This window comes from Anaerobacillus sp. 1_MG-2023, from assembly GCF_030547345.1.
Lineage (GTDB): Bacteria > Bacillota > Bacilli > Bacillales > Guptibacillaceae > Guptibacillus > Guptibacillus hwajinpoensis_B.
This window is the reverse complement of record NZ_JAUORD010000013.1, coordinates 119268-133327: the sequence shown is the minus strand read 5'-3', so window position 1 is coordinate 133327 and position 14060 is coordinate 119268. Positions and strand designations below refer to the sequence as shown.

At 39.3% G+C, this 14060-nt stretch carries 11 protein-coding genes and 1 riboswitch; of the genes, 1 reads left to right on the top strand and 10 read right to left on the bottom strand.

Features of this window, described 5'->3' with window-relative positions; translation table 11 throughout:
- Window positions 1–19: 19 nt before the first annotated feature.
- The 9 genes from mngA to Q4550_RS19060 form a co-directional block, all read right to left on the bottom strand.
- The gene (mngA, locus tag Q4550_RS19100) at window positions 20–1963 is read right to left on the bottom strand and encodes a PTS 2-O-a-mannosyl-D-glycerate transporter subunit IIABC (RefSeq protein WP_303535282.1); all 1944 of its coding nucleotides are present in this window, start codon (window positions 1961–1963) and stop codon (window positions 20–22) included.
- Window positions 1964–2083: 120 nt separating this feature from the next.
- Entirely contained in the window at window positions 2084–2815 is a 732-nt protein-coding gene (locus tag Q4550_RS19095; RefSeq protein WP_303535281.1) for a MurR/RpiR family transcriptional regulator, read from the bottom strand.
- Window positions 2816–2967: 152 nt separating this feature from the next.
- Entirely contained in the window at window positions 2968–4062 is a 1095-nt protein-coding gene (gene proB, locus Q4550_RS19090) for a glutamate 5-kinase (RefSeq protein WP_303535279.1), read from the bottom strand.
- Window positions 4063–4219: 157 nt separating this feature from the next.
- Window positions 4220–5257 carry a ribonucleotide-diphosphate reductase subunit beta gene (locus tag Q4550_RS19085; protein ID WP_303535277.1) on the bottom strand — a complete coding sequence of 346 codons (1038 nt, stop codon included), beginning with the start codon at window positions 5255–5257 and terminating at the stop codon, window positions 4220–4222.
- A 14-nt stretch (window positions 5258–5271) separates the two neighbouring features.
- A complete protein-coding gene (locus Q4550_RS19080) occupies window positions 5272–7503 on the bottom strand; it encodes a ribonucleoside-diphosphate reductase subunit alpha (RefSeq protein WP_303535275.1) in 2232 nt (743 codons plus the stop codon).
- 136 nt (window positions 7504–7639) lie between these two features.
- A riboswitch (cobalamin riboswitch) is annotated at window positions 7640–7815 on the bottom strand.
- 358 nt (window positions 7816–8173) lie between these two features.
- A complete protein-coding gene (locus Q4550_RS19075; protein ID WP_303535273.1) occupies window positions 8174–9511 on the bottom strand; it encodes a sensor histidine kinase in 1338 nt (445 codons plus the stop codon).
- Complete coding sequence (locus Q4550_RS19070) at window positions 9483–10220, bottom strand: response regulator transcription factor (protein WP_303535271.1); 738 nt, start codon at window positions 10218–10220, stop codon at window positions 9483–9485. Before Q4550_RS19070 ends, Q4550_RS19075 begins: the two co-directional genes overlap by 29 nt.
- Window positions 10221–10315: 95 nt before the next feature.
- The gene (locus tag Q4550_RS19065) at window positions 10316–10846 is read right to left on the bottom strand and encodes a hypothetical protein (protein ID WP_303535269.1); all 531 of its coding nucleotides are present in this window, start codon (window positions 10844–10846) and stop codon (window positions 10316–10318) included.
- A gap of 103 nt (window positions 10847–10949) precedes the next feature.
- On the bottom strand, window positions 10950–12035 hold the full coding sequence (locus Q4550_RS19060) for a mechanosensitive ion channel family protein (protein WP_303535268.1): 1086 nt from the start codon (window positions 12033–12035) through the stop codon (window positions 10950–10952).
- Window positions 12036–12207: 172 nt separating this feature from the next.
- Between Q4550_RS19060 and Q4550_RS19055 the strand changes: the two genes are divergently transcribed.
- Complete coding sequence (locus tag Q4550_RS19055) at window positions 12208–13107, top strand: DUF4349 domain-containing protein (protein ID WP_303535266.1); 900 nt, start codon at window positions 12208–12210, stop codon at window positions 13105–13107.
- 11 nt (window positions 13108–13118) lie between these two features.
- On the opposite strand, the gene Q4550_RS19050 is transcribed toward Q4550_RS19055, so the two are convergent.
- A complete protein-coding gene (locus Q4550_RS19050) occupies window positions 13119–14060 on the bottom strand; it encodes an ABC transporter permease (protein ID WP_242057283.1) in 942 nt (313 codons plus the stop codon).

Below are 14060 nucleotides of genomic sequence, written 5' to 3'. Positions count from 1 at the left end.
TGCTCACCTCATTCAAAAATTATGCTGCTTGTTGCTTTAATGCTTTTTCATATCCATATTTTTTGATCTTTTGTTTTCTCGTTAAAATAAGAAGTACAGTTGAAATGGCTGCACCAATTACGGCGGCACCAAACCAAATGATTGCATTCATAATCCCGCCCGTTCCTCCTTGAAGGAGAGCAAGTGAAAAAATACCTGCACCTGGAACATTCAAACCAATGTTAGCCACTGAAATAATCGCTCCAGTAACAGCTGATCCTGCTACTAGTGAAGGAATAACGCGTAAAGGGTCATTTATCATAAACGGGATTGCCCCCTCCGTAATTCCAGCTAAACCAAGAATCCACGTTTGTTTCCCAACGGCTTTTTCACTTTGACTAAACGATTTATTCGCAATGATAGTAGCTGCAGTAACAGAGAAGGCTGATACCATTTTGACTGAAGCGAAAGTGGCATAAGGAATAAAGTTACCGCTCGCCATGGCTCCAATACAAAATGTGTATGCTGCTTTATTGACTGGACCGCCTAAATCAAAGGATACAAACCCTCCAATTAATGCTCCTAGAATAATCGCATTCGTTCCTGTCATACCATCAAGCCAGTTAAGTAGCGTTTCATTTAGCCACGTAACTGGCTCGCCAACGACAAATAACATAATTAAAATGGTGATAAGAGAACCGAGCACCGGATACACCCAAAAGCTTACAAATCCTGCGAAAGTACCACTAGGCTTAATTTTTTGCTTCATGTATTTCAATAGATAACCAGCAAGGAAACCACCAAGCATCCCACCAAGGAATCCGCTTCCAATCATATTGGCTGCGACACCAGCTGCAAATCCAGGTCCGAGACCAGGTTTATCCGCGATGGAGTATGCCATGTAGGCAGCAAGAATTGGAACCATTAGTGTGCTAAGTAACAGGCCACCTAACGTTTTAACCTGGAATAACCACGATCCCTCGGTTGCTAGCACATCTTCTAACCCAAATCCCTGCGCAATAAGTGTGGCAAATGCTGAAATCATTCCACCTGCGACAATGATTGGAATAATGTACGAGATTCCCGTTAGAATTGAATCTTTTATTTCGGTTTTAAAAGGTTTGTTGTCTTCATCTTCACTCATCTTATCTAGATGTTCCGTGTTTGAAGTGGAAGATTGTTTCTTCTGAAGGACTTTTTCAATTAATCCTTTGCCCTCTTTCATAGGGGAAGCGACATTCGTTTTCACAGTTGGTAAGTGTTTGAAGCGTCCCTGGTCCTTTACAGCTACGTCATTTGCAAAAATAACACCAACTGCTTCACTTAAGTCTTTCTTTGTATGACGACCTTCGATGCCATTGGCACCTTGCTTCTCTACTTTCATTCTTACATTCAATTCTTTTGCGGCCTTCATCAGTGCTTCTGCTGCCATATAAGTATGGGCAATTCCTGCGGGACAGGCCGTAACACCTAGCACAAGCGGTCGAGTCTCCTTACTTGTGACTTCTTCCTCTTGAGGTTTATCTTCAGCGTCACCAAGAGCCTCATATACTTCATCTGCTGTTTTCATTTTGACTAATTGATCTTTATAAGTTGAATCCGATAGGCGTGTGACTAACTCTGCTAAGAGAGAGACATGTGTTGATCCTGCTTCCGCTTCAGGGATAGCCAGTAGAAAAACCAAATCAACCTGGTTTGTCGGATCCACACTTTCCCAATCTTCTATCGGCTTTTTTACTGTCGCTACAGCGAAGGCTGCCTCTTTAACACCTTTCGATTTACCGTGCGGAATCGCAAGTCCACCTTCAAAACCTGTCGGTGAAAGCTTCTCTCGTTCTAACACAGCGTTGAAGTATTGATCTCTATCTGATAGCTTTCCTGCTACTTCCAGCGCTTCAGTTAATGATTCAATCGCTTCACGTTTTGTAGCATAATTTTGATTTATCTTAATTAAATCGAGAGAAGTGACGTTTTGTAGATTCATTTTTTTTACCTCCCCATAAAGTAATCGCTTACAAATTCATCATAATTGTTTTAAAGGTTCGGATCGCCATTTTGTTAGCGCATTCACAAAAACTATTAGAAATAGATAAGCTCTGTGTATTTATACACAGAGCTTACGGTAAGATTCAACTAATAATCGGGCAATCATGGCCATAGGAACGAAATTTGTAGTGTTATAGCCTTTTGTCTCTTCTTTTGGAGCGTAACAATATAACATTAAATCAGCTAGCTCAGTTAAGCTACTTTCGCCAATATGACTCATTCCAATGATTCTAGCTCCTTGATTTTTTGCATATTTCCCAAGATCAAGAGTTTGCTCTGTTTCTCCTGATTGACTTAGCAGAATGACAACGTCTTTCTTAGTAAAGCGTTGTAAAGATGCCATATTCTCATGACGGTGTTCGGAAAAAGTAACATCTTTATGAAATGGCCTAATGTTCATCACAATTAATTCACTTATATAAGAATGTGCACCCGCCCCAAACACTAGAAGACGTTGAGAATGATGAATCCACTCACTAGCCAATTGAATCAACCGCTTATCCGTTAGTTCCATCGTTCGTTCCATTTCATATTGAAAAGACGGGCTTTTTGTTTCTTTCGTGGCCATTTCATCTTTCAATCTAAGTTTCAATTGCGTAAACCCTTCATACTCCAATTTCTTCATAAGTCTCATAACAGAATTCGGTACTGTATGAGTTTGCTGGGCAAGATGTTGCACTGACATGTTGACAACATCCGATCGATTTTGGAGAATGTATTGAATAATTTGATCTTCGAGATCCGATAATTGGAATTCAAATTTACGATATCGATCTGCTAAAGATAACATGCTATACCAGTCCTTCAGTTAGATTAGTAGCTCTATTCTACCATCCTTTACTATTATGTACTAAAGCCATATGTTTTTTGTATCGTCGATTTTTACTTCGAAGAAAGAGATGCGCCCTCATTCCATCTTCGGACACATCTCTTCTTTTTTTCTTATGACCTCATCATCTCTGACACCCATTGATCTCTATGAATGACTTCAACTGTGGCGTTCTCATTCTCGTGATCTTGAATAACGTTCTCCAAGAAAGCAGATGAATATCGGACCTGTCCTTTTCCTAGTTTTCCATTCTTTCCGAGTACTTCCACAACATCTCCAACCTCAAAAGAGCCAACTACTTGCTTGATTCCCCCATAAAGCAAGCTCTTGCCATTTAAAACAATCGCTTTTTCTGCACCCTCATCAATATAAAGCTGACCTGATACGTGAGAGTGCATCGCAATCCATTGTTTTTTAATCGGGAAAGATATTGCTTTCTCTCGACTGATATAAGTTCCATCTCCGACACCAGAGAGAATTCGAAGTAACTTTTCGCTGCCTGTTTCATGACCAATAAAAACTCGAACGCTCAGGTTTAAAGCTGTCTTTGCTGCGATTAGCTTTGATTTCATGCCCCCAGTTCCAGCACTCGAACCAGCTCCCCCTGCTTGCCCAATCATCTTGTCGCTAATTTCAGTGATAGAATGAAACTTGATCGCATCAGGGTTAGTTGTTGGGTTGGAATCATATATACCGTTCACATCCGTCAAAATGATCAACTCATTTGCATGAACAAGTCCACTTACAAGAGCTGAAAGCATATCGTTATCACCAAACTTTAACTCTTCAGTTGAAACCGTATCATTTTCATTAATAATCGGCATGACCCCTCTTGCCAGTAATTCAGACAGCGTATCAAACGCATTTTTGTATCGTTCTTGATTCGAGAAATCAGGGCGTGTTAATAGAATTTGAGCGACTGAAATGTTTCGCTGATTGAATTCCTCGATATAAGATTTAATAAGTAAACTTTGTCCAAGAGCGGCTGCAGCCTGCTTTCCTTTTAACGTGACGGGTCTTGCTGGATATCCAAGTTCTTTAAAACCTGCCGCAACTGCTCCTGAAGAAACAAGAAGTACTTCATGTCCTTCCTGACGAAGTAATGTGAGGGCATTAACATGATCAATGAGCTTAACTAGATCAATTTCTCCCTTACCGTTTGTTAATGAACTGCTCCCAATCTTAACAACAATTCGCTTCTTTCTCATATGACATCTCCTTATATAAATACGTTCTTTCACGTTAAAGTGCAAAATGATTTTAAGTATCTTACCACAAAACTTCTTTTTTGTCGTACATTACTTTCATTCTTAATGTCAAAAAAAAGATCAACTCATTATTTGAGTTGACCTTTCTCTCATTTCTTTATAAATCATCAAACCCATTATCATCAGACACTTTTGTATACTGACGTGATTTCTGTTCGAAGAAATCACTTTTCCCAGCGTTCACATCCGCGTAGGCTTTGATCCACCGCATAGGGTTCTCTCGGTGACCTTCAAAAGGGCGTTCGATTCCAAGCTGATTCACGCGATTGTTTGCCATAAATTTAATGTAGTCATTGAGTTCGTTCATTGTAATTCCAGGGAAACGATTACCAATAATGTATTCTCCCCATTTCATCTCAAGCTCAGCAGCTTCACGAAATGTATTCGTGATGAAATCATGATTTTCTTTCGTATTCAGTTCAGGATGCTCATTGAACAATTCTTTCACTATATTAACGAACAACGTCACATGCAGCTGCTCATCGCGGTTAATATAGTTAATCATTGTGGAAGTAGACACCATCTTTTGATTTCGAGCAAGGTTATAAAAGAAAGCGAACCCGGCGTAGAAGAAAAGTCCTTCAAGAATAATGTCATAAACAATCGATTCAAAAAACGTTTGTGGTGTTGGATTTTGAACAAATGCTTCATAACCAGAAGCAATAAATTGGTTACGTTCTAAGAGCACGTCATCGTGCTTCCAATATTCAAAAATCCGGTCTTGCTCATTTTTATTTACAATGGAAGAAAGTACATAGCTATATGACTGATTATGCACAACTTCCTGGAACGAAAGCACCTGCATGAGCGCTGATAGGCTTGAATCTGTTAAATAATCCGCGACCTTACTTGAATAGTCGGTTTGAATCGAATCTAGGAAGGCAAGAAGGCCAATAATTTTCTTAAACGTATCTTGCTCATCTTCGCTCAATGCCTCCCATTGCTTCACGTCGTTCGACATATTGATTTCAAACGGAGTCCAAAAGTTTCCTAGCATATTTTTGTACATAGGATATGCCCAGCTAAAGCGGACATCATCCCAGTTTAAAACGTTTGAGCTTTCTCCATTAATAATTCCAGTCGAGCTATTCGGTGCGGAGACATCGTATAGCTTTCGTTGTTGAATCGTAGCCATTTCCAATTCCTCCTTTAGCTTGCGCAGCTTTCACAGTCGTCAATATCTACAGATGTACTTCGTGTATAGTAGGTTGTTTTCAACCCTTTTCTCCAAGCTGTCATATGAATGTTCAATAAGTCCTTCGCTTTCACCGTACTTTGCACATAGATATTAAACGATATTGATTGATCCACATGACGCTGTCTGGCTGCATTCTGCTCAATACTCCAAAGCTGATCAATGTGATAAGCCGATTTGTAATACCAGGTCGTTTCAGGTGAAAGATCAGGCGCTGTAACAGGAATTTTGTAATTCTTCTTTTCTTCAGAGTATTCTTTTTGGAAAATCGGATCGATTGATGCTGTCGATCCAGCTATTAAACTTGTTGAACTGTTAGGAGCAACCGCTAAAAGATAGGCATTTCTGATACCATTCGTTTGGACCCTTTCCTTAAGAGACTGCCATTTTTCACTAACGTAACCTCGTTGATTAAAGTACTCCCCATTTTGCCAATCAGAGCCTTCAAAGAGAGAGTAGCTTCCTTTTTCAACGGCAAGCTCATGACTTGCCTGTATCGTTAAATAATTAATTGTTTCATATAGTTCGTCCGCATAGTCTGCCGCTTCATGACTTTCCCAGACAATCTCTTTTTTCGCAAGGAGGTGATGCCAACCAAACGTTCCAAGACCAATGCTTCTATACTTCTCATTCGTTAACTGGGCTTGAGGCACTTCGATCGTATTAATATCGATCACGTTATCCAGCATTCTTACCTGAATTGGAATTAATCGCTCTAGTGCATTAGCTGTAACCGCACGTCCAAGATTAATACTAGATAGATTACAAACGACATAGTCACCAGGCGTTTTCGTAATGATAATTTTACCGTCTTTCGTGATTTCCTCTTCAACAGTCGTTGCACTCATATTTTGCATAATTTCCGTACAAAGATTGGAAGCATAGATCATACCAGCATGCTTATTAGGATTCGCGCGATTCACCGTATCTCGATAGAACATATAAGGCGTCCCAGTTTCCAATTGTGATTTCATGACACGCTTCATAATCTCAATCGCCGGCACTGTTTTTCTTGAAAGCTCAGGCTGATTCACACATTGCCTATATTTCATACGAAACTCTCCTGATCCTTTTTCTTTGTCATAAGCATCTTCAAGAGAGAACCCCATCACCTGACGGACTTCATGCGGATCAAATAAATGCCATTCTCCACGGTCTTCCACTACTTCCATAAAGATATCTGGAATACAAAGACCCGTGAAAAGATCATGTGTCCTCATTCGTTCGTCTCCGTTATTAAGCTTGGCATCAAGAAATTCGAAAACGTCCTTATGCCAGACATCAAGATATACAGCAACAGCACCTTGACGCTGTCCTAGCTGGTCTACGCTCACAGCTGTATTGTTTAATTGCTTCATCCACGGTAAAACCCCAGATGAATTGCCTTTAAACCCTTTAATATCACTCCCACGAGAACGAATTTTCCCGAGATATGCTCCAATTCCTCCTCCATTTTTCGAAACGGTCGCTACATCTGTATTGCTGTCATAGATTCCTCTAAGACTGTCATCCACCGTATCGATAAAGCATGAGCTTAGCTGTCCATAGCTTTTCCCTGCATTTGAAAGAGTAGGAGTTGCTACTGTCATATATAAATTAGATAGCGCCCAATACGCTTCTTCAATTAGATTTAACCTCTTATCTTTTGGTTCATTTAACATGAGCGTCATAGCAATGACTAGAAAGCGCTCTTGAGGCAATTCATATACATTCTTTTCATGATCAGTAGCTAGATAGCGGTCTGCGAGCGTTCGTAGGCCGATGTATGTAAACAAACGATCTCTTGATGGCTCGATTAACTTAGCAACATGCTCTACTTCATTCTTGGAATAAGACTGAAGAAGTGTTTTGTTATAAATCCCTTCATCTGTCAGCTGTTGAAGAAGGCGATAGAAGCTTCCCCCGCCATAAACCTCTTTCTCAGTTCGATGTGAAAGAGACTTACGATAGAGCGAACGAAGATGAAAAGCTGCTGCCACATAAGTCCAGTCAGGTTCTGTTGCGCTAATTCGTTCAAGGGCATTTAAAACTAGAATGTTACCAACCTCTTCTTGCGTTGATTTTTCTGAAATACCATCAATTGTTTTTTCAATAAAACTCTCACTAGCAAGTGACGGGTACTCATCTAGGAGCGTTCTTACTTCCTCCATTATTTTTGTTACTGTCATTTCTGCTACAGTACTCATATACCTCTCTCCTTTATCCATCCAAAATAAAAAGCTCACTCTCGGAAGAGTGAGCCTGGAGAAAACGACAACGTATAAATGAACGTACTCGTACATTTACCCTGCCATTTCTCACCCTCAACCCCCGAAGAATAGAAACGTTTTTGACTATACGGCAGGTCTACTGGCTTGTGCTTCTCCCTTGGCAAACCTTCCCAGAATTAACTCCAGTGGTTTCTTGCCTCGTCCACACGACAGTTGCGGGGACAGCTCCGGATTCAGACCGGATTCCCTATTAAGTCGTTCTACGACACCGCATACTCAATTATTTAATTACGTACACTTTACCCCATATATAGTATCTGAAACATTTATTAATCACTAAATATTGATAACCTCATCTTACATGATGCTTTGATTTAGCACAAGCTTTATTGTTACATTGACTTCGATTTATTTCAACTCTAAAGACACTCACCTATCACTTTCAACTTGCTCATGCATATATTGTTGATACCTAAAAAAGTTTCCCAAAGGAAAGAAAGGTGAGTATGATGAAAAAATCATCTTCGGTTAATTTCAAGAAATTGGTTGGTTATACACAACTTTGTCAGAAATTCGGTATTTTGAGTGAACAAGAAAGCAAAGAAATTCTACAAAAGTTAAGTGAGCATAAAACATAAAGCTTTAACTACGATTGAAAAGGAAGCGAGATCACGATCCTTCCTCCCTTTTTGTTTTCTTCGGCGTATATGTTACCATTATGTTTTTCTACTATTGTTTTTGTAATCGATAGACCAATGCCTGAACCTGACTTGTCACCTGTATAGAACCGGTCGAAAACGCGCTCTGGATTCTCGCCAAAGCCTTTACCATCATCTTCAACCCTAATAAAAACTTGACGATCTTCTGGATGGACATGTACTTCTATAACGGATGAAGCGAATCGTAGGGCATTACCGAATATATTCATAAATGCTTGTTTCATTTTATCACTATCCATCTTAACGCCTATGGTATGATCAGTGTCATACCTCACCTCTATTTCCCGTTGATGTGCAAGTGGTTTTACCGCAGTGATGACTTCCATTAACACATGATGAAGATCGACTACTTCATAAGTAAAAGATTCATCTACTGTTTCTAACCTCGTTAAATAAGAAATGTCCTGCACGATTTTTTTTAAACGCTGCGTTTCTTTCACGATCACTTCAAGACTATGCTCTACGTCCTCTCCTACGATTACTTCATCTAGAATCCCTTCCGCATTCCCTTGAATCGCCATTAGAGGGGTCTTTAATTCATGAGACGCATTTTGAAGGAATTCCTTCTGATCAAAATCATTTTTTCGAAGTTGCTCCGTTAGTTCTTGAAATGTCTTAGCAAGTTCATTGATTTCATCCTTTGTCTTAAGCTTCAACGGGGGTGGTTCCTTACGCATCGTAAATTCCCGCATGTGATTGGCTAGTAATCGAATTGGCCCCGCTATTCCTTTCTGCATGATAGCAGCAAGGAGGACGGCAACAGCAGCAGATACTAAAAGACTGACAACCTGTGATTGCTGAATAATCCGATTGAAACCTTCAAGGCTTTCTACCTTCGTAAATAGCACAATATTGCCAACTTGCTCTCGTGAGAGACTAATTGGCACTTCCTCTGTAACATATAAATTTCCTTTGTTTTCTTCATAATCAATTCGAACCACTTCATCGACATTCGAATAAATTGCCTTCTCATTTGCATTATAAATTATAAATTGAGATGAGATTAAATTGCCTGCCATTTCAATTCTTCTGCGATCAAGTAACCCATTAGGTGGATTTTCGCCCTTCCACTGTCGATCTTCGAGCATCTGACTAATTTGCAATCCCTCTTTTTGCAGCTGTTCTCTCGTTTCGCGCACAAGATATTCTTGAAATAAATATTGAAATGAAATAGTAGTAATAAGCAGAATAACAACAATAAGAACGATATAACTAAGAAACAATTTGGTACCGATATTAAACTTCTTCATCGATTTTATAGCCATACCCCCAAACTGTTGTAATCTTCGCTTGTGCCTTTGCGTCTGACATCTTTTTACGTAGCCTTTTCACAAGGTCATCAATAATTCTGCCATCACCTACATATTGATAACCCCAAATGGCTTCAATTAATCTCTCTCTTGTAAACGGTTGTTCTGGATGTTGAAGAAGATAGGCGAGCACATCGTACTCTTTCGGCGTTAAAGCCATTTCTTCCTCATTCACTAATAACAGTCGTTTTTTCTTATTTAAACGTACGTTCTGAACAGTGATTTCTTGTGAAGAATGGTTTTTCTCTAGGCGATTCATCCGTTTGAATAGGTTCTTAATACGCACAACAAGTTCTCTAGGGCTAAAAGGTTTCGTTAAGTAATCATCAGCGCCAAGTTCAAGGCCTAGTATCCGATCAAGCTCTTCATCTCTTGCGGAAACAACGATAACGGGAATGTAAGAATGCTTTCTTAACCGTCGAAGGAGTTCAAGCCCATCAACATTTGGCATCATAATATCTAATACTAATAAATCGGGTTCAATTGTCTCTAGAGCACTTAACACTTCTGCCCCATCTGTAAAGGTTGAGACAATAAACCCTTCTTTTTTTAAATACTTCTCTAAAATATCACGTATATTTTGTTCATCATCAATCACAAAAACGTGCTGCATCTCTCTCAACTCCGTTCCCTTTTCACCTCTAAGACGAAATATGCTTTTCATACTCTTTATATTATCCTAGCCTTATCTGACAGTAAATCAGCCAGATGTCTTCAAGACATACGAAAGAGATAGGGGGCCCCTATCTCTCACTAAGACTAGCTAAGTTTTTCAATCAGCTGATCAAGTATATCATTTTTTTGTTTCACAATTTCTTGAGCCTGCTCTCGCTTGGCTTCCATCTCTTCATGCATTTCTTCTCTTGCGGCTTTCTCTTCGTCGGTTAACTCTGGACGCTCTCCACTTTCTACAAGTTCCTGCCTCTTAGACTCTCTCTCTTCATGAGCAGCCTGGGCTTCATCATGCATCGCACCAAGCTGTGAGTTTAGATCCGCAAGCTCTTTCTGAAGCTCATCGACGCCTTCAACACTTGAAGCATCTTGATCAAGCAGGAGGTTAATTAATTGATCTTTTTTCTCAGCAGTTTCCATTTTCAGTTCGCGATCTAGAGAGCGGTCTTCGAAGTGACCTCTTTTTCCATGATGTCCTTTAGGACCTGCCATCTCCTGGGTTTGCCCTACTGTCTGCTCTTCTATTTCAGTTGACTCGTCATCTGCTGCATTAACATTTGCTCCAGCTATCCCCCCAGCTAAAACCATAGAGGCAACACCAATCATCCATTTGTTCATCTTCATCAATCTCCCTTCATAGGTATGTTCTTACAATACCTATTATGGACAACAACTTACGAAGAAATTTGTAAGAATGATGTGAAAATGATGTGAGTTTGCTTTATCTCTTTTTTAATTGGTCGATCACTTTAGCATCCAAACTACGTACATGCAAATCACGCTGTGGAAATGGTATCTCTACGTTGTGATCTGCAAGGATCCGGTTGATGCGGAAGTTTAAATTACTCTTTGTTTCTACCGCTGCTTTTGGTGACGAGATCCAAATAAATAGTTGAAAATCAAGTGATGAATCACCAAAACCAAGGAAATTCACAAAAGGAGGAGGAGTTTCAAGCACATACATTGAATTCTCTTTTTCTTCCACAGCTACTTGGAGCAATAGCGATCTCACAAGCTCCACATCTGAACCGTATGCCACTCCTATTGGTAAAACGAGGCGCAATCTTGAGTCTCCATATGAGTGGTTCACAACCTGCTCTTCGATAAAATACGAATTTGGCATAATAATCCGTTCATTGTCTAGCGTTCGAATAATCGTGGCACGCATATTAATTTTTTCAACGTCTCCAATAACATCGTTTATGATCACTCGATCACCTACTTTAATTGGTCTTTCAAATAAAATAATCAAACCAGAAATAAAGTTATTTGCGATGTTCTGCATTCCAAAACCGATTCCGACCCCAAGTATTCCTGCAAAGACCGTTAAAGCACTTAGATCAATCCCGACTTTTGTTAAACTAATAACGACCGCTATCACCATCAATGTGTAATGAAAAACACGATTGAACGTAAATTGTAAACCTGTATCCAGGCTGTATCGATCATAAAGCGGTGGCATAAGAAAGGAAGTTGCAATCTTTGAAAATCGATTTGCAAGAGTAATGATAAATAGTGCAATTAATACAAGAAACAACGAGATTTCAACACTACCAATTGCAAATAATTGGCTAAACATCCAACTGTTATCGGAAAAATAAAATAAAACAAATAGCAGGATGGCATACCCTGTTGTCCAATTTATAAATGAGAGGAAAGCTGGGCGAATACCGTTTGGGTAATTCTCCTCTTTGTCTCGTTTTGTCAGCCATAATTTGATCAGAAATCGAATCAGGAATAGACCTAGTATCACAGAAATTGTAATGACTATGTCCATAATGTTCGCATTTTCTAAAATTGAATGCACAAAAGGCAACCCCTTATTTATTCATTTATCCTTTATCATATCACGGAAATTGTAACCTCCGCAGGTCTTAAACCGTCTAATTCATTGAGAAACTTCTAAACGCACCAAAAATCGAGATAACAAAAATTTAAGCTAACATAGCTAAAAATAAAAACGAAGCGGGGACAAACTTATGAGAAGATGGATCCTTCTTATCTGTACATCAATTCTTTTACTAGCAGGATGTAGTTCTAATAATGGAAACTTTTCAAATGAAAGTAGCGATATAGCTACTTCAACTGATCAATCCACAGATGAAAACCAAGGAGGAAATGAAAGAGAAAAAGAAAAAAATTCGTCTTCTATAGAAAAATCAGAAATGCCTGCCTTACAGCAAGAGCGCAAGGTAATCTTCAATGCAAACCTTTCCTTAACAGTTGAAGATTTACCTAAGGCTACTGACAAAATCAAAGATCTAACTAGAACTTATAAAGGTTATGTTGTCGAAGAAAGTACTGCTTCAGAAGAAGATTCTCTTTTTGGATCAATGACCGTACGCATACCCCAACCTGAATTTGACTCTTATCTCGATGAAGTTGAAGGTCTTGGAAAAGGGACTCCTCAAAAATCGACATCCGGAACCGATGTCACCGAGAACTACGTTGATCTTACCTCAAGACTGAAAGCAAAGGAAGCTATTCAAAAAAGACTGGAAGCATTTCTTAATGAAGCAACCAAAACAGAAGATCTGTTAGCTATATTTAATGAGCTTTCCCGTGTACAGGAAGAGGTCGAACAGCTAAAAGGTCAAATAAATTACCTCAATAACCAAAGTGAATATTCGACTGTTACAGTTTCACTCGAACAGCAGAAAATTATTGTTCCTTCTATAGATAAGAATGAATTTCAAACGCTAACAGAGGCAAAAAAACTGCTAATGACAACTGTAAATGGGCTCCTTTCCTTTTTCTCCACAGCGGCTGTACTCTTGATTGGTCTCTCACCTATTTTGGTCCCGCTCATTCTTATAGGATTATTTTTCTTGTATAGAAAGCGAAAAAAGAAGAATCAAAAAGCCGATCAGCATACCTGATCGGCTTTTCCTTATGATGCTACATCACGTTTCGTGAATAGTAGCCATGACAATGACAAGAACAAAACAAAGTAGACGAGAAGCATGGTCAACGAGAAACCGAGCGTCATACTTTCAATTATAGGTGAACCATCGAAATAAACACTTAAGTCCGTATTGGCAAAGAGGATATACTTCACCCAATCGTATTGACTAAGAATAAAAGTAAGTTGGCTCCCTGTAAACATAAGGAATATAGCTAATCCAATCGCAAGAGAGGAACTTCTAAAGATACTCGATAGCATGAAAGCAAATGTTACCATCATAAGCAAATTCACACTGGCAAGTGCATATTCAACAATATAATGAATGGCCATACTCGTTTCGGCCACTTCCCCACCTGAATAAGTTAGGTATGGTTGATCGACTGCACTAAAACCGAGGAATAACCCGCCGATAATAAAAGAAGAAATGTATAAGATGACGAGAGAAAATAGCGCAAATAATAGCGTTGAAATAAATTTAGAAGCAAGAATTTTCGTGCGTGAAGCAGGTCTGATCAACAATAACTTAATGGTTCCCCACGAATATTCACTCGCTATAACACCTGCGCCGATAATGATCGTAAAGATGGAAATTAAACTCACAATGCCAGTTGAACTATCCATAAAACTCCATATTGAATCACTTTCTAAAGGGGGAATATCATTCTCTAACCGATATTCATTTATCGCAATAGAACGTTCCTGACTGTCTTTAAAGGCTTTGGGCATTCCCTCTGAATCTTTTAGCGTTTGTTCTGCCTGTTGGATCGCATTTTCAGAATCAGTGCGCCAGTTCGTAGTCTCATCACTTGCATTCATATTAGTAAAAATGCCTGCTACAAGTACGGCTGCCACCACAAGTCCGATCATCACCCACGTTCCAACTCTTCTATAAATCTTCATGTTTTCATTTTGTATTAAATGTAGCAT